Raw genomic sequence first — 16,224 nt, 5'->3', positions numbered from 1 at the left:
AAACGTGAAGAGGAGACGTCATGACGTCCCTGATCGCCGGCGGTGTAGATTGCGACGTGCACCCGGCGGTGCCGCATCTCACGAGCCTGCTGCCCCATCTGAACGACTACTGGCGCGACCAGGTGACGACGCGCGGCATGGTCGACCTCATCTCGCAATCCTACCCGCAGAACTCGCCGATCACGGCGCGCGAGGACTGGCGCCCCGAAGCCGGCAAGCCCGGCGCCAGTCTCGCCGACATGCAGCGCCACGTACTCGACCCCTTCGAGGTCGGCCACGCCATCTGCAATCCGCTCTATGGCGTGCAGATGGTGTTTTCCGAGGACATGCAGACCGCGTTCTGCCGCGCACTGAACGACTGGCTGGCGAAGGAGTGGCTTGATCGCGACACGCGGCTGCGCGGCTCGATCGTCATCCCCACGCAGAGCGTCGAGAAAGCCGTCGCCGAGATCGAGCGTTGCGCACAGGATCCGCGCTTCGTGCAGGTCTTGATGCTGGTGATGGGCGACACGCCGCTGGGAAAGCGCGCACTGTGGCCGATCTATGAGGCGGCGGAACGGCTGGACCTCGCCATCGGCGTCCATGCCGGTTCCGCCTATCACAATCCGCCGACTGCGGTCGGCTGGGGTTCCTACCACATCGAGGATTATGTCGGTCAGGCCCAGGCGTTCCAGACGCAGCTCACCAGCCTGATCGTCGAGGGTGTGTTCGCCCGCCATCCCCGTCTGAAGATGGTGATGCTGGAATCCGGCATCTCCTGGCTGCCGCCCTATCTTTGGCGCCTGCACAAGTTCTGGCGCGGGGTGCGGATGGAGACGCCCTGGGTCGATCGCGCGCCGCTGGAAATTGTGCGCAGCAACATCCGGTTCTCATTACAACCATTTGACGCACCGCGGGAGCCGGCGACATTAATTCGCCTGTTTGATCATATGCAGTCCGACGAATTGGTCCTATTCTCCACGGACTATCCGCACTGGCAGTTCGACGGCCAGGATGCGCTGCCCGAAGGTCTGTCCCCCGATCTCGTGCGCAAGATCATGATCGACAATCCGCATGCAACCTATCCCCGCCTGACTTAGCCCGCTGCCAAAGGAGGCAAGGCGATGAATATTCAATTCCGCGAGAGCACCGAAGCCGCTCCCCCCCTGACCGCCAAGAACGCGATAAAGACCGCGATCGCGGATTGCGACATCCACCCGGCACGCGCGACCCGAACCGAGCTCTATCCCTATCTCGCCAAGCGCTGGCAGCATCATCTCGAAGTCTACGGTGTCCATGCCTATCAGGGCATGATGGAAGGCCCGCCGTACCCCAAGGCACAGCCCAACGCCTCGCGCCGCGACGCCTGCCCGCCAGAAGGTGGCCCGCAGGGTTCCTCGCTGTCCTTCATGCAGGAGCAGCATCTCGATCCCAACAATGTGCAGTTGGGGGTGCTCAATCCGCTCAACGCCGGGCAGGGCATCCGCAATCACGAGCTCTCGGCCGCTTTGTGCTCCGCGATCAACGACTGGCAGATCGACAAATGGACCAGCAAGGACAAGCGGCTGAAGGCCTCGATCGTGGTCGGCAATGAGGACGGGCTGTCGGCCGCCGCCGAAATCCGCGAGCGCGCGGGGGACAAGAACTTTGTCCAGGTGCTGCTGCTCAGCCGCAACGTCGAACCGCTGGGCCAGCGCCGCTATTGGCCGATCTATCAGGCCGCGGAAGAGGCCGGGCTGCCTGTCGGCGTCCACGCCTTCGGTTTCGGCGGCAATCCGATCACGCCGTCGGGCTGGCCGAGCTACTACATCGAGGAAATGGTCGGCCACTCGCAATGCCAGCAATCGGCGCTCGCGAGCCTCGTGCTCGAAGGCGTGTTCGAGCGCTTCCCGAAACTGAAGATGGTGATGATCGAAGCCGGCTTCGGCTGGGCGCCGTCGCTCGCCTGGCGGCTCGACAAGGTCTGGCAGCGGCTGCGCAGCGAGGTTCCGCATGTGAAGCGGCCGCCGTCCGAATATATCCGCGAGCAGGTGTGGTGGACCACGCAGCCGATGGAGGATCCGGAACGGCGCGAGGATCTGTTCGACGTCATCAAGTGGATCGGCTGGGACCGGCTGCTGTTCGCGACCGATTATCCGCATTGGGACTATGACGAGCCGTCCCGCGTGCTGCCGCCCGGCGTCACCGAGGCCAACCGCGAGGCGTTCTACCGCGACAATGCGCGGAAGCTGTACGGGCTCACCGCATGATCCGGACCCGCAGGACCGCGTTAGCCGAAAGTGTCGGGCGGTTTTCCCTCGCGACAAACGCGGAACGCGTTTGCGCGGAGATCAAGCGAAAGACATAGACCATGGCGCGGCATGTGATCGCGCCGGTCGACGAGCTACCGCCCGGCACGCGAAAATTTTTGGAGATCGACGGCCGGCCAATCGCGGTCTTCAACATCAAGGGCGAATATTTCGGCCTGTTGAACCGCTGCCCGCATCAGGGCGCGGCGCTGTGCGAGGGCCCGTTGATAGGGCTCGCCCAGTCAAGAGACCCCGGCGAGATCGAATACACCAGGTTGGGTGAGATCATCCGCTGCCCCTGGCACGGCTGGGAATTCGACGTGCGCACCGGCCAGTCCTACTGCGATCCCCGCCGCTTCCGCGTGAAGGCGTATCCGGCCCATGTCGAGAACGGTGCGAGCGTGGTGAAGGGGCCTTACGTTGCCGAGACGATTCCGGTGCGGGTTGAGAGCGACTACGTGGTGGTCGAACTCTAGCCCCCGTCATTCCGGGGCGATGCGACGGAACCGCGCAAAGCGCGGCCCGAGAGCATCGAGCCCGGAACTCATCGTGCCACCTGACTGCTAGGAGAAATGGATTCCGGGCTCGCCTCTTCGAGGCGACCCGGAATGACGACTAGTGACCGCCGACCGGCTCCGCCACCGGATCATACGTCGTCACCGCCTTGCCGCCGCCGCGATAGACGGTCGACGCTGCGATGATGCCGAGCACGGCGGCGAACATCAGCCAGAAGCCGGGCGAAGCCTTGTCGCCGGTCTTCTCGATCAGCCAGGTCGAGGCGAACGGCGTGAAGGTTCCGAACAGCGCGGCCGCGAGCGCAAAGGCGAGCGAGAAGCAGGTGGTGCGCACATGCGCCGGCACGATCTCGACCAGCGCGCCAAGCATGGTGCCGCTGTAGACGCCGAAATAGAACGAGAACATCATCTCGACCGCGAGCAGCTTGCCGAAGGTCGGCGCCGCCACCAGCCAGTGCAGTGCCGGATAGGCGGTGACGAGCGAGAGACAGGCGATGGTCAGCAGCACCGGCTTGCGGCCGATGCGATCCGAGACCGCGCCGCCGACCGGATTCCAGATGAAGTTCGTCACCGCCACGAGCAGCGTGACCAGCAGCGCATCCTGCGTCGACAGCTTCAGCACGTTCTTGCCGAAGGTCGGCGTGTAAACGGTGACGAAATAGAAGGTCGTCGTGGTCAGGACCGCGATCATCATGCCGAGGATGACGATGCGCCAGTTGGCGAGCGCGGAAGCGAACACCTCTGCGGCTGTCGGATGCTTCTTCATGGCGAGGAAGGCCGGCGTTTCCTCGAGCGTCCGGCGCAGGAAGAAGATCAAGGGAATGATCAGGCAGCCGACGAAGAACGGAATGCGCCAGCCCCAGGCGGCAACAGTGTCGGCCGGCATCACCTCGGACAGGAGGTAGCCGAGGATCGACGCGACGAAGATCGCGACTTGCTGGCTCGAGGACTGGAACGAGGTGTAGAAGCCGCGATTGCCGGGCGTGGAGATTTCCGCGAGATAGACCGACACGCCGCCGAGCTCGACGCCGGCGGAGAAGCCTTGCAGCAGGCGGCCGATCAGCACGATGATCGGCGCGGCGATGCCGATGGTCGCATAGCTCGGGCAGAACGCGATCACGACCGTGCCGAAGGCCATGATGCCGAGGGTGACGATCAGGCCCTGGCGGCGGCCGATGCGGTCGATATAGGCCCCGAGCACGATCGCACCCACGGGCCGCATCAACGCGCCGAGCCAGAACACGCCGAACGTGTTGAGCAACGAGGCCGTCTCGTTGCTGGAGGGGAAGAACGCCTTACCGATCGCGGCGGCGTAGAAGCCGAACAGGAAGAAGTCGAACTGTTCGAGGAAATTGCCGGAGGTCGCGCGCAGGATGGCGCCGATGCGCGACTTGATCTCGGGCGGATTGGTTGAGGCTGGTCCAGCCATGACGTTGCTCCCCCTTAAGGACGTGGCCGGACCGGAACTCATTTCACGGCAGGCGACAGATTGATATTGCGACAATCTGTCTACCCCTTCCCGCGCGGGGCGTTGCGAGTCAACCGATTTTGCGGCGGAAGCCGATGATTTTTCAGGCTTTATTCTGCGCTGCAGCGACTACCCATTGACGGAACGCGGCAAGCTTCGGCGCTTCGCGCCGGCCATCTGGCGCGACCAGGTAGAAGCCGGCATCCGCCGGCAGCGCGATCTTGAAGGGGACCACCAAGCGTCCCTTGGCGATGTCGTCCTGGACGTAGGAGGTTCGCCCCATCGCCACGCCCATGCCGTCGATCGCCGCCTGCACGGTCATGAAGGTCATGTCGAAGGTGATGCCGGGCTGCCGGGATATGCTGGTCGACAGACCTGCCGCCGTCAGCCAGAGGCGCCAGTCATCGCCGTTGTTGGTGTGCAGCAGCACGTGGTCCTTCAGATCCTCAGGCCGGCGCAGCGGCCCGTCGCCACGCAAGAGGGACGGGCTGCATACCGGGAACAGCTCGTCCGCCATCAGCCAGTCGGCGCGCAGGCCCGGCCATTGGCCGCGGCCGTAGCGGATTGCGGCGTCGACATTGTCGCGCTGGAAGTCGACGAGGCTGGTCGAGGTGGTGATGCGGACGTCGATGCCGGGGTGCGCCTCCTGGAAATCGGTCAGCCGCGGCAAGAGCCATTTCGCGGCGAGCGACGCGATCGTCGAGACCGTCAACACCTTGTCGTCGTCCTTGCGCAGCAGCCGGTCGGTTGCGAGTCGCAGATCGTTGAAGGCGGCGCGCACCCCCGGCAGGTAGTCGCGCGCTTCCGGGGTCAGCGCCAGGGCACGGTTCTGCCGGACGAACAGGCGGATGCCGAGCTCCTCCTCGAGCCGTCGGATCTGATGGCTGATCGCGGTCTGCGTGACGTTCAGCTCGGCTGCGGCCAGCGTGAAGCTGAGATGGCGCGCGGCAGCCTCGAAGGCCCGCAATCCGTTCAGGGACGGCAATCTGGCAGTCATTTGGCAGCAGGATGCATGAGCTTAATTCATGCGAAAGGGTACAAATTGTCGTTTGTCGAAGCGCGTTCGCAGGCGGATATTGCCGTTTAAATTTAGCTCTAGGAGCTGATGATGTCTACGTGCACCACCAATTCGATGACAAATCATCATGCGCACGGGTTGATCGACCAAATCGGCGAGACCCTGCATGTCTGGCACGAGCGATACCGCACCCGGCGTGAGCTCGCCCAGTGGACCACCCGCGATCTCCAGGACGTCGGTCTGTCCTGGAGCGATGTTGCCCTTGAGGTCGACAAACCCTTCTGGCGGGCCTGAACGGCAGCCAGGCCGGCGCCGCCTGATCAGGGGCGCCGGCGGTCCCTTTTTCCAAGGCGCGTGTCATGAGCACCCTTCGGCTCGACGACCTCAAGCAATATTCGGACACCCTGCGCACGCGACATGGCGACGTCCTGACCCTGCGCTTTGTCGAGCCGCGCGACACCGACGAACTGCAGCATTATTTCCGTTCGCTCTCGACCCGCTCCCGCTACAACCGCTTCTTCGGCGCGATCAGCGAACTGCCAAAGGGCCTGCTGCACGATTTCCTTCAGGTCGGCGAGCGCGAGCGCTTCACCGTCGTCGCAACCATGATGGTCGACGGCTTCGAGACCATCGTCGCTGAAGCGCGCTATGCCTTCCATGCCGACACCTCGACACTCGAATTCGGCCTGTCGGTCGATGATCGCTGGCAGGGCCACGGCGTCGGCACCGCGCTGCTTAAGAACCTGGAATGTCGCGCCGCCGCCTTGGGTGCCGAGCACATGTTCGGCGACACGCTGCGCTCCAACGACACCATGATTTCGCTCGCGCGTAAATCCGGTTTCGCCTTCACCAATCATCCGGACGATTGGAAGCTGGTGCGCTTCGACAAGGAGATCACGGTCGCCCCGAAGGAGATCCCCTGCGCGAGCTGGCGTCTCGCTGCTCTTTCCCGTCAGGCCGCAAGCCCCTCAGCCTCGGCCTGACCGCACTCCAAGCCCGGCCCTGGTGAACCAGTGCCGGGCATTTTTTGCGCTTCATTTGGCGACGTCGCTCATGAAGTCGGTCGACACTGCGACCGTCCGCCATTCTGCAAGCTCTTTCGCGACGAAGGCGTTCTTGGCCTCGATCCCCTCCACCGTGTCGCTACCGAGCGGCAGCCGCAGCGGCGGGTTCTTCGCATCCACCAGCCTGAGGAAGGCCTGTGCCAGCTTGCGCGGATCGCCACGCTGGCCGTTATTGACGTCGGCCGCGTGCGCGCGGGTCCTATCGACGGTTTCGCGATAGTCGTCGATCTGAAGCGCGGTGCGCGACAGCGAGGTCTCGTCGAGGAAGTCGGTGCGGAAGAAGCCTGGCTCGACCACGGTCACCTTGATTCCGAGGGGCGCCACTTCGCCCGCCAGCGCCTCGCTGAGGCCTTCGACCGCGAACTTGGTCGCGCCGTAGACGCCCCGCTACTTCCCCGTGAACACCGGCTTGCGCTTGTCGATGAAGGCCTGCACCGCCTCCTTGTGATCGGCCGTCGCGGTCAGGCGGATCAGCCGTTCGGCCTCGTGATCGCGGGCGGTCTCGAAATCGAACAGCAGGGCTTCGTCGAGATTGTCCTTCATGTAGCGCAGTGCCAGCCGCGGGCCTTCTGCGAGCGATTTTGCCAGCGTGAAGGCCTCGGTCTGGAGCTTGTCGTCGGGCACGACGCGGTTGACGAGGCCGATCGCCTCGCACCTTGCAGCATCGACCTTGTCGCCGGTGAACATCAGCTCGCGCGCCCGCGCGGTGCCGACCAGGCGCGTGAGCAGCCAGGCGATGCCATAGTCGCCGCTGAGCGCAACGCGGGCGTAGCCCGTGGTCACGAAGGCTGATTGGGCGGCGATGCGGATGTCGCAGGCCATGGCGATGGCCAGCCCCGCGCCGGCCGCCGGCCCGGGCAACGCCGCAATGGTCGGCTTGCGCACGGAGACCAGGGCGCCGGTCAAACGGCGCTGTCGTTCCTGGAGATCGGCGACTTTGTCGTCAAAGGACATTTCCAGTTTCTTCTGGTCGCGATGCGCACCCATGCCCTTGACGTTGCCGCCGGCGCAAAACGCTTCGCCCGCGCCGGTGATCAGGAGCGCGCCGACATTCGGGTCCTCGCCACAAGTCCGGATCATCGTGCGCAGCGCCGGCGTCAGCGTGTCCGACAGCGAATTGCGCGCCTCCGGCCGGTTCAGCGTGATCACCGCGACGCGGTCGCGGATGACGCAGAGGAGTTCATTGGTGCCGGTGTCGATGGTGGTTTCGGTGGTCATTTCGCTCCCCGTTTCGTGTTGTCATCCGGGATGGTCCGAAGGACCAGACCCGGAATCTCGAGATTCCGGGTTCGATGCTTCGCATCGCCCCGGAATGACGTTCTGCTCAATTCAAAACTTCTCCACCCAGGGCCGCAACTCCAGCTCCCAACTCCAGGCGCTGCGCGGCTGCTGAAGGACGTTCCAATAGCTCTCCGCGATCGCATCGGGATCGAGCATCGAATCCGGCCTGTCCGCGGGCTCGGTGCGCGCCGCGCTGCGGATGCCGCCGTCGATGACGAAATGCGCGACATGGATGCCCTGCGGCGCGAGCTCGCGCGCCATGCCCTGGGCGAGCCCGCGCAGCGCGAACTTGCCCATCGCGAACGGGGCGGACTGGGCATAGCCTTTGACACTGGCCGATGCGCCAGTGAACAGGATCGCGCCGTGCTTGTTCGGCAGCATGCGCTTGGCCGCCTGTTGCGCCACCAGGAACCCGCCATAGGCGCTGACCGCGATCGATTGCGCGACATCCACCGGAACCAGGTCGAGGAAGGGGCCGCGGATGCGGCCGCTCGCGTTGTAGATGACGAGGTCGGGCGTCCCGATCTCGCGTTCGACGAGGCCAAACAGGCGTTCGACCTCCTCCGGCTCCGTCGCGTTGCAGGCATAGGCTTTCGCGCCGGTTTCGGTGCAGAGCGCGCCGAGCTTCTCGATCTTTCGCGCGGCGAGCGCCACACGCAGTCCTTGGGCGGAGAGCAGCCGCGCCAGCGAGGCGCTCAATCCTTCGCCGGCGCCGACGATCAGCGCGATCTTGTACTTTGGGTGGTCCATGGTTGGTCCCTCGGGGATAGGAGCCGCTCATCTATGCATCAGGCGCCCGAACGACCAGCCGACGTACCGAACCGGTCGATCACAATTCCGCAGAGCGAATTGCTTCCTCGCGGCGGTCATGCCTCCCTGACAATTTGCGGCTTTATCCGTATTGCCGTCTGGAGCATGATCCACATCATGCAAAGCAGCAAGCGTTAAAGCTGTTGCCCAAAATGCCACGGGGCGGAAACGAAGAGGTCATCATGCATCAGCCCATCAGGTCGCATCAGGCAGATGCTATCGCGAACCAGCCGGGCCTGCTCGCACCCGACACGACCGGCATGAATTTCTACCGCGCCGATCCGGCGCTGACGGATCTGTTGCGCATCCATCTGCCGGACGCACTGTTCCATCACATCGAACCGCATCTCGACCGGCTCGGCGAGCTCGCGGGCGGATATCTCGACGAATGCGCGCGACTTGCCGACCGGCATACGCCGGTGCTGCACCAGCGCGACAGGTTCGGCCGCGACGTGCAGTGGATCGAATATCACCCGGCCTATCGCGAGCTGGAGAAGGCGGCCTTCGGCGAGTTTGGCATTCATGCGCTCTCGATCCGCAAGGGCATCATGGGCTGGCCCGACAAATATCCGGTGGTCGCGAAACACGCCTTCACCTTCCTGTTCAACCAGACCGAGTTCGGCATGGGCTGCCCGATCAACGTCACCGACGGCTGCGCCAAGCTGCTCGCGAATTTCGGCGATGAGGCGTTGCAAGCGAAATATCTCGACGGCCTGACGCAGACCGACATGAGCAAGCTGACCCAGGGCGGCCAGTTCATGACCGAAAAGGAGGGCGGGTCCGACGTCGGTACGCTGACGACGCGCGCGGTAAGGGAGGCCGACCATTGGCGGCTCTACGGCGAGAAATGGTTCTGCTCGAATGCTGACGCGAAGGTCGTCATGCTGCTGGCACGCCCCGAAGGCGCCGGCCCCGGCACACGCGGCGTCGGCCTGTTCCTGATGCCGCGCTTCCTCGACGACGGTTCGCAGAACCACTACCGGATCGTGCGGCTGAAGGACAAGCTCGGCACCCGCTCGATGGCGTCGGGTGAGATCAAGCTCGAAGGCGCGATCGCCTATGCTGTCGGCAAGCTCGACCGCGGCTTCGTGCAGATGGCCGAGATGGTGAACTCGTCGCGGCTCTCGAATGGCGTCAAATCGACCGCGCTGATGCGCCGCGCCTATCATGACGCGATGACGGTGGCGAAGAACCGCGTGGTGTTCGGCAATCGCATCATCGACCTGCCGCTCGGACGGCGGCAGACGCTGAAGATCATGCTGCCGGTTGAGCAGGCGCTATCGATGAGCTTTCTCACCGCCGACGCGCTCGACCGCGCGGAGGCCGGAAGCCAGGATGCCGCGGCGCTGCTGCGCATCCTCACCCCGACGTTGAAATTCCGCGCCACGCGCGATGCGCGCAAGGTCTGCGGCGATGCGCTCGAGATGCGCGGCGGCATCGGCTATATCGAGGAATTCGCCACGGCCCGCCTGCTGCGCGATGCGCATCTCGGCTCGATCTGGGAGGGCACCGGCAACATCGTCGCGATCGATGCGCTCAAGCGCGCGGTCGGCCGCCACGGCGCCGAATCCGCGCTCGCCGCTGACCTGCATGCCCGGCTCGACGACAGCGCCTCCGTGCCGCAGGCCTGGCGCGACCGCCTGCGCGGTCTCACCGATCGTGCGGTCGGCTTTGCGCGCGAGGTCGCGGGGAAGGCCGATAACGAGGCTGATGCGCGGCGTGCCACCAGCCTGCTCTATCATGTCGCAAGCGCGGTTGCGCTCGCCTGGGAGGCGCATCGCATTCATGACATGCGTGGCGATGCGCGGCGGCTGCTGCTCTCGCGCCTCGTGATCGATCATCGGGTGTCGCCAAGCGATCCGTTCCGGCTCACGGAAAATGCCGCGCAGCAGAAGATCGCCGCGCTGCTGCTGGATGATCGCGCCGCCGGTATGAGCGAGGTTGGCGAACTGGTTCTGACAGCGTAGGCTCGTTGGGCCGCGCTCGCGCTTCACCTCTCCCATAGGGAGAGGTGAAGCGCTGGATTCAACGAAATCATAACAACGAGGAAACACACCGATGAAGGCCGCCGTCCTCTATGAAGTCAATCAGCCGCTGGTCATCGAGGATGTCAGCCTGCCGAAGCCGGGCCCGCGCGAAGTGCTGATCCGCACGGCGGTTGCCGGCCTCTGCCACTCCGACCTGCACTTCATGGAAGGCCTCTATCCGCATCCGCTGCCGGCGGTGCTCGGCCATGAGTCCGCAGGCGTCGTCGAGCAGGTCGGCTCCGACGTGACTTACGTGAAGCCGGGCGACCACGTCGTCACCTGCCTCTCCGTGTTCTGCGGCACCTGCGACAACTGCACGACAGGCCGTACCGTGCTCTGCACGGACACAACGGTGAAGATGCTGCCGGGCGCCTCCAACCGCATGCAATGGTCGAAGCCGGAGAAGCTGCACCAGTTCCTCAATCTCTCCTCCTTCGCCGAGCAGATGCTGGTGCACGAGAACGCCATCGTGAAAATCCGCAAGGACATGCCGCTGGAGCTCGCCGCGCTGATCGGCTGCGGCGTCATCACCGGCTACGGCGCCGTGGTGAATACCGCAAAGGTCCAGGCCGGCGAGACCGTGGCGGTGATCGGCTGCGGCGGCGTCGGCATGGCCGCGATCAACGGCGCGCAGATTGCGGGCGCGGGCCGCATCATCGCCATCGACACCAATCCCGCAAAGCTCCAGCTTGCCACCAAGCTCGGCGCGACCGACATCATCAATCCCGCCGACGGCGACGTCGTGAAGCAGGTACGCGATCTCACCAATGGCGGCGTGCATCATTCCTTCGAGGTGCTCGGTCGCAAGGAGACCGCGGAGCAGGCCTTCGGCATGCTCGCCGCGGGCGGCACCGCCACCATCGTCGGCATGATCCCGTTCGGGCAGAAGATCGAGCTGCACGGCTTCGACTTCCTACGCGAGCGCAAGATCCAGGGCTCATCGATGGGCTCGAACCATTTCCGCGTCGACATGCCCCGCCTGGTCGATTTCTACCTGCGCGGCCGGTTGCACCTCGAGGACTGGATCTCGGCCAAGCTGAAGCTGTCCGAAATCAACGAAGGCTTTGCCAACATGAAGGCCGGCAAGACGCTGCGCAGCGTGATCATGTTCGACAGCTAACACCAGGCGTCGCCTGTAACTCAGACGTTGTGCCCCAACTCAGAGGCGTTGTGCCCCAACTCAGCTGTCATCGCCCGGCTTGACCGGGCGATCCAGTACTCTGGAGACGGTTGTGGTTGAATCGATAGGCCGCGGCGTACTGGGTGCCCCGCTTTCGCGGGGCATGACAGCGGAGAGTGTGGAGGCGATGTGCCCGCCTCACCGCGACACGTGCGCCGACACCGCGAGCCACTTGCCGTTCTTCTTGGCCCAGCAATCGGTGTAGCGGCCGGTGGCCTGCTGGCCGTCTGCCGTCGTGTAGGTGGTCGCGCCATGGATGATGGCGAAGTCACCCATGATGCGGATGATGACGTCGCGCTCCTTGAGATTGCGGATCGCGATCGGCTGCGCCGTCTGCTTCAGAAACGCGGCGCGGTCGACCAGGGTCTTGTCGGGATTGGAGCAATAGAACTCCGGCGCCAGGATCTCGTCGAAGCGTTTGACGTCGCAGTTCTGCACGGAGGCGACATAGTCGCGGTTGAGCGCGGTGAGCTCTTCCATGTCCTGGCTCATGACGTTCCTCTCCCTCTTTGTCATTCCGGGGCGCGCGAAGCGCGAACCCGGAATCTCGGAGTTGGCTACTTCGTCATTGCGAGCGAAGCGAAGCAATCCAGAAATGTGTCCGCATGGGCAGTCTGGATTGCTTCGTCGCTTCACTCCTCGCAATGACGAGAAGTCTAATCATCAAACAAAGGCGGCGGTGTGAAGCCGCCGAACTCGCGCTCGATCAGTTCGGCGAGTTTGAGCGGCGTGCGGTCCTCCAGCCACGGGCCGACGATCTGGACGCCGACCGGCAGCCCGTCCGGCGCAAAGCCGGTGGGGATCGCGGTCGAGGGCAGGCCGGGCAGGGTGGCGATGCCGGGCCAGGCAAGCTGATCGGGGTAGATGTGCTCCCTGCCATCGATCTTGATCCGCCGTTGCTCCTGCTCCGGCGAATGGTCGTGCGGATAGGCCGGCGTCGGCATGACCGGGCAGATCACCGCATCGAACGTGTTGAACAGCTCGCGCCATTGCGCGCGCAGCCGCGTGCGTCCGCCGTTGGCCGTCTGCCAATCGCGATGGCTGAGCGCGATGCCGCGCAGCCGCTCCGCGGCGAGGCTGTTGTCGCTCTCCGGCAGTGCCGCCGCGGCTGCCTTGGCGCCGGCATAGATGTCGGGCGCGAAGGTTGCACCCAGGAACGACATCAGCATGAGCATATAGAGCCGCGACGAGGCGGCGAAATCCGGCAGCAGCGGGCTGTTGCGTTCGATCCTCACACCGGCCCTGGCAAGGCCATCGGCCAGCTTGTTGATGGTCCCGCGCACGGCGGTGTCCGTCGGCAGCACCGGATCGGTGTCGATGACCAGTACCCGGAAATCCTTGAGCGCGTTGTGCCGCGCCGCCGGCAGGTCGAGCCGGTAGGCCTTGCCCGCATCGATCGGATCGGGCCCGGCCATCACGTCGAGCAGCAGCGAGAGGTCGGCGGCGCTGCGCGCCATCGGGCCGATCACCGACAGGTCGCGCTCGAAAGGCAATGGCGGCAGCGGCGGCGAGGTGTGGCCGCGCGTCGCGACCAGCCCGAAGGTGGGCTTGTGCGCATAGACCCCGCAATGGAACGCCGGCACGCGCAGCGAGCCGCCGATGTCGGAGCCGATCGACAGCGGGCCATAGCCCGCCGCGAGCGCCGCCGACGATCCACCGGAGGAGCCGCCGGGCGTGCGGCCGAGATCGTAGGGATTGTTGGTGGTGCCGTAGATGTCGTTGTAGCTCTGCCAGTCGCCGAGGCCGAGCGGCACGTTGGTCTTGCCCAGGATCACGGTGCCCGCGTCTTTTACCCGTGTGATCGGCAGGGCGTCTTCCCTGGCGATGAAATCCTTCTGCGCAGGAATGCCCCAGGTCGTCGGCAGGCCGGCGATGTTGTAGGATTCCTTCACCGTCATAGGCAGGCCGAGCAGCGGCTTGCGCTCTCCGCGCGCCAGTGCCCCATCCGCCTCGCGCGCCGCGGCGAGCGCGCGGTCGAAGTCGCGAACGCAGATCGCGTTGACCTTGCCGTCGTGACGCTCGATGCGATCGATCGCATCCTGCGCGAGCTCGACCGCGGAGACCTTCTTCGCAGTCAACGCGGCCGACAGCTCGACCGCGCTCTTGAAACTCCATTCTGATTTGGCCACCGCGCTTCTCCTGCTTCATTGCGTGAGGATGATGCGCAGTTTGCCCAAACGCCGCAACGGCCGTTTGACGGTGATTGCCATGCCGGCGAGGCGTGTCGAGCAAAAAGCCAAACAATTGATCGCAGTCATCGCCCGGCTTGACCGGGCGATCCAGTACGCCGCGGCTTCTCCGCATACGACTATGTCTCTGGAATACTGGATCGCCCGCTTTCGCGGGCGATGACAAGGTGAGAGAATCTACGCCGCCCCGATCAATATGCCCACGCCGAGCACGATCGCGCCGCCGAGCACGATCTGGAACACGGCCTGAAGAAACGGCGTGTCCATGTAGCGCGCACGGATGAAGGCGATCGCCCACAATTCGAAGAACACGACGACGCAGGCGATCGCCGTCGCGATCCAGAACGCGTTGGGCCACGCATCCGGCACGAGATAGGGCATGGTGTGCCCGAGCCCGCCGAGCGTCGTCATCGCTCCGCAGGTGATGCCGCGAAGCCATGGCGAGCCGCGCCCGGTCAGCGAACCGTCGTCGGACAGTGCTTCCGCAAAACCCATGCTGATGCCGGCGCCGATCGAGGCGGCGAGGCCGACCAGAAACGTCTGCCAGTTCTGATGGGTGGCGAAGGCGGCGGCAAACAACGGCGCCAGCGTCGAGACCGAGCCGTCCATCAGGCCGGCGAGGCCCGGCTGCACATATTGCAGCACGAACATCCGCCGCCGCGTGCGGTCTTCCTCGGCGCGCACGTCGGGCTTCAGGATCTCGTCGGTGAGCGCGACGGCGCGATTCTCGTGGTGCTTCTCTTCCTCGGCGAGATCGCCCAAGAGCCGCCGCACACCGACATCCTCGGCCTGCTCGGAGGCCCTGGCGTAGAACCGCTCGGCCTCGAGCTCCATGGTCTCGACTTCTTTGCGGATCGTGTCGAGCGGCAGGTTCTTGGTCAGCCAGATCGGGCGGCGGCGCAGGAAGCCCTTGACGTCCTCGCGGCGGATCGGCGGCAGATGCGGGCCGAAGCGCTCTTCGTAGAGCTTTAGCAGGCGATGCCGGTGGCCGCGCTCTTCCTCGGCCATCTCCTCGAAGATCTTGGCCGTGTCCGGGTATCGCTCCCGGAGGTCCTCGGCGAAGGTCATGTAGATGCGGCTGTCTTCCTCCTCGGAGGAGATCGCGACCGCGAGCACCTCGCGCTCGGTCAGATCGGCAAAGTTCTTCACGATGGGCCTATACAGTTTAGAACTATTCTAAATTATATAGGCCGCCGCAGTTCCCGGGTCAAATCATCCCGCGTGAGCCTTCGCGAGGAAGTCGAGCAGCAGCCGGCTTACCACGGCCGGCTGCTCCTGCTGCACCCAATGGCCGGCGCCGTCGACGAGATGGCAGCCGAGCATCTTCGTGCAGGTGCTAGCCTGCATCGCTTCCACCACGCCGGGGCGCTGATACGTGCCCCAATCCTGCTTGCCCGAGATGAAGCAGGAGGGCACGTCGATGGTACGGCCCGCGAACAGCTGCAACTCGTCATTGAAAGCGCCCGAGGTGCCGCAGCGATACCATTGCAGCCCGCCCTGAAATCCGGTGCGGCCGAATTCGGCGCTGTAGTAGGCGAGTTCACGGTCCGGCAGCCACTGATTGGCGGCGATTGCGGCCGGCGGCGGCATCTCCTTCGCGACTGTCTCCGCCATGGTCTCGCCAGCGTCCATCACGTAATAGGTCGGCAGCTTTGCGAGTTCGCTGGCGGACCAGGATTTGAGCGGATAGGGCTTGTTGTCGGTCCAGTCCGCGCTCTTGTGATGATAGTAGGCGCGCAGGAAATCATGCACGCCCTGCGGCGCGCGATGCATGTCGGCATTCGCTTTGCGTGTCGAATAGTACCATTGATAATGCTTGCGCGGACGCGGCAGCGCGGCGAGCTCGCGATGCACGGGATCTTCGACCGGCGGCTTTGCCGGCGCGTCGACAGTGTTGAACGGCAGCGGCGGCGGACCGCCGAACGGCGCGCTCATCATCACAACCGAATGGAATACGTCGGGCCGCACCAGCGCGCACCAGGACGCAACCGGGCTGCCGAAATCGTGGCCGACCACGTCGACCTGCTTGTAGCCGAATGCCGCCACCAGCCCGAGCGCATCGCGCACCAGGTTGAACAGCCGGAACGGCGCGAGATCGCCGTCATAGTCCGCGGTCCATCCCGTCGTGCGGCCATAGCCGCGCTGGTCCGGCACGATGACGTGATAGCCGGCAGCAGCGAGTGCCGGCATCACCTTGCGCCAGGAGAAGGCGAGCTCGGGAAAGCCGTGCAGCAGCAACACGCAGGGGCGGTCCTTCGTCTCGAAGCCGGCCTCGAGCACATGCACACGCAGGCCGTTGATGCCGTCGACATAACGCGAGCGGATGCCGGCGGGCAGGGGGATGTCGGGGAGGGATGTCATAGCAAGTGCCTCGGACGCGGGGCAGAGATGCCCACCATTATGCC

At 64.8% G+C, this 16,224-nt stretch carries 16 protein-coding genes and 1 pseudogene; 8 read left to right on the top strand and 9 right to left on the bottom strand.

From position 1 onward, the window contains the following. Nucleotides 1-20 precede the first annotated feature (20 nt). The 3 genes from AYJ54_RS02405 to AYJ54_RS02395 all read left to right on the top strand — a co-directional run bounded on the left by AYJ54_RS02405 (nt 21) and on the right by AYJ54_RS02395 (nt 2,743). The gene (locus AYJ54_RS02405; RefSeq protein WP_063696270.1) at nt 21-1,079 is read left to right on the top strand and encodes an amidohydrolase family protein; all 1,059 of its coding nucleotides are present in this window, start codon (nt 21-23) and stop codon (nt 1,077-1,079) included. A 24-nt stretch (nt 1,080-1,103) separates the two neighbouring features. After that, entirely contained in the window at nt 1,104-2,228 is a 1,125-nt protein-coding gene (locus tag AYJ54_RS02400) for an amidohydrolase family protein (protein ID WP_063696269.1), read from the top strand. A 101-nt stretch (nt 2,229-2,329) separates the two neighbouring features. Then, nucleotides 2,330-2,743 (top strand): Rieske (2Fe-2S) protein, encoded by a 414-nt coding sequence (locus AYJ54_RS02395; RefSeq protein WP_063696268.1) that lies wholly within the window; start codon nt 2,330-2,332, stop codon nt 2,741-2,743. A gap of 139 nt (nt 2,744-2,882) precedes the next feature. Here AYJ54_RS02395 and tcuC read toward each other — a convergent pair whose 3' ends face one another. Then, nucleotides 2,883-4,211, bottom strand: coding sequence for an MFS transporter (gene tcuC / locus AYJ54_RS02390; protein ID WP_063696267.1), 1,329 nt, complete (start codon nt 4,209-4,211; stop codon nt 2,883-2,885). A gap of 142 nt (nt 4,212-4,353) precedes the next feature. Further along, entirely contained in the window at nt 4,354-5,247 is an 894-nt protein-coding gene (locus tag AYJ54_RS02385) for a transcriptional regulator GcvA (RefSeq protein WP_063696266.1), read from the bottom strand. 111 nt (nt 5,248-5,358) lie between these two features. On the opposite strand from AYJ54_RS02385, the gene AYJ54_RS02380 reads away from it, so the two are divergent. Next, complete coding sequence (locus AYJ54_RS02380; protein ID WP_063696313.1) at nt 5,359-5,562, top strand: DUF1127 domain-containing protein; 204 nt, start codon at nt 5,359-5,361, stop codon at nt 5,560-5,562. 65 nt (nt 5,563-5,627) lie between these two features. Continuing rightward, nucleotides 5,628-6,251: a GNAT family N-acetyltransferase gene (locus AYJ54_RS02375; RefSeq protein WP_063696265.1), complete on the top strand. Its 624-nt coding sequence runs from the start codon at nt 5,628-5,630 to the stop codon at nt 6,249-6,251. A gap of 51 nt (nt 6,252-6,302) precedes the next feature. On the opposite strand, the pseudogene AYJ54_RS02370 reads toward AYJ54_RS02375, so the two are convergent. The 3 genes and pseudogenes from AYJ54_RS02370 to AYJ54_RS02360 form a co-directional block, all read right to left on the bottom strand. Beyond that, nucleotides 6,303-6,716: pseudogene (locus AYJ54_RS02370) on the bottom strand (SDR family NAD(P)-dependent oxidoreductase); the annotation flags it as partial. Between the two features lie 3 nt (nt 6,717-6,719). Further along, nucleotides 6,720-7,550: an enoyl-CoA hydratase gene (locus tag AYJ54_RS02365; protein WP_063696263.1), complete on the bottom strand. Its 831-nt coding sequence runs from the start codon at nt 7,548-7,550 to the stop codon at nt 6,720-6,722. Nucleotides 7,551-7,661: 111 nt separating this feature from the next. Beyond that, nucleotides 7,662-8,363, bottom strand: a complete 702-nt coding sequence (locus AYJ54_RS02360) for an SDR family NAD(P)-dependent oxidoreductase (protein WP_063696262.1) — start codon at nt 8,361-8,363, stop codon at nt 7,662-7,664. A gap of 242 nt (nt 8,364-8,605) precedes the next feature. Between AYJ54_RS02360 and AYJ54_RS02355 the strand changes: the two genes are divergently transcribed. Together AYJ54_RS02355 and AYJ54_RS02350 are read left to right on the top strand one after the other, a co-directional pair. Beyond that, nucleotides 8,606-10,390 (top strand): acyl-CoA dehydrogenase family protein, encoded by a 1,785-nt coding sequence (locus AYJ54_RS02355; protein ID WP_063696312.1) that lies wholly within the window; start codon nt 8,606-8,608, stop codon nt 10,388-10,390. A gap of 91 nt (nt 10,391-10,481) precedes the next feature. Further along, entirely contained in the window at nt 10,482-11,570 is a 1,089-nt protein-coding gene (locus AYJ54_RS02350; RefSeq protein ID WP_063696261.1) for a Zn-dependent alcohol dehydrogenase, read from the top strand. A gap of 198 nt (nt 11,571-11,768) precedes the next feature. Here the strand turns inward: AYJ54_RS02350 and AYJ54_RS02345 are convergent, their stop codons facing one another. After that, the gene (locus tag AYJ54_RS02345) at nt 11,769-12,122 is read right to left on the bottom strand and encodes a nuclear transport factor 2 family protein (protein WP_063696260.1); all 354 of its coding nucleotides are present in this window, start codon (nt 12,120-12,122) and stop codon (nt 11,769-11,771) included. Nucleotides 12,123-12,286: 164 nt separating this feature from the next. Continuing rightward, nucleotides 12,287-13,759, bottom strand: coding sequence for an amidase (locus AYJ54_RS02340; RefSeq protein WP_063696259.1), 1,473 nt, complete (start codon nt 13,757-13,759; stop codon nt 12,287-12,289). Nucleotides 13,760-13,790: 31 nt separating this feature from the next. Here AYJ54_RS02340 and AYJ54_RS02335 point away from each other — a divergent pair, with 31 nt between their 5' ends. Beyond that, nucleotides 13,791-13,982: a hypothetical protein gene (locus tag AYJ54_RS02335; protein ID WP_161491793.1), complete on the top strand. Its 192-nt coding sequence runs from the start codon at nt 13,791-13,793 to the stop codon at nt 13,980-13,982. A 14-nt stretch (nt 13,983-13,996) separates the two neighbouring features. Here AYJ54_RS02335 and mbfA read toward each other — a convergent pair whose 3' ends face one another. Continuing rightward, the gene (mbfA, locus tag AYJ54_RS02330; RefSeq protein WP_063696257.1) at nt 13,997-14,968 is read right to left on the bottom strand and encodes an iron exporter MbfA; all 972 of its coding nucleotides are present in this window, start codon (nt 14,966-14,968) and stop codon (nt 13,997-13,999) included. Nucleotides 14,969-15,031: 63 nt separating this feature from the next. Next, on the bottom strand, nt 15,032-16,180 hold the full coding sequence (locus AYJ54_RS02325; protein WP_063696256.1) for an alpha/beta fold hydrolase: 1,149 nt from the start codon (nt 16,178-16,180) through the stop codon (nt 15,032-15,034). Nucleotides 16,181-16,224: the final 44 nt, after the last annotated feature.

Origin of the sequence: Bradyrhizobium centrolobii (assembly GCF_001641635.1) — a bacterium.
GTDB lineage: Bacteria > Pseudomonadota > Alphaproteobacteria > Rhizobiales > Xanthobacteraceae > Bradyrhizobium > Bradyrhizobium centrolobii.
The sequence above is the reverse complement of the archived record's forward strand: the minus strand, read 5'-3'. Positions and strand labels throughout refer to the sequence as shown.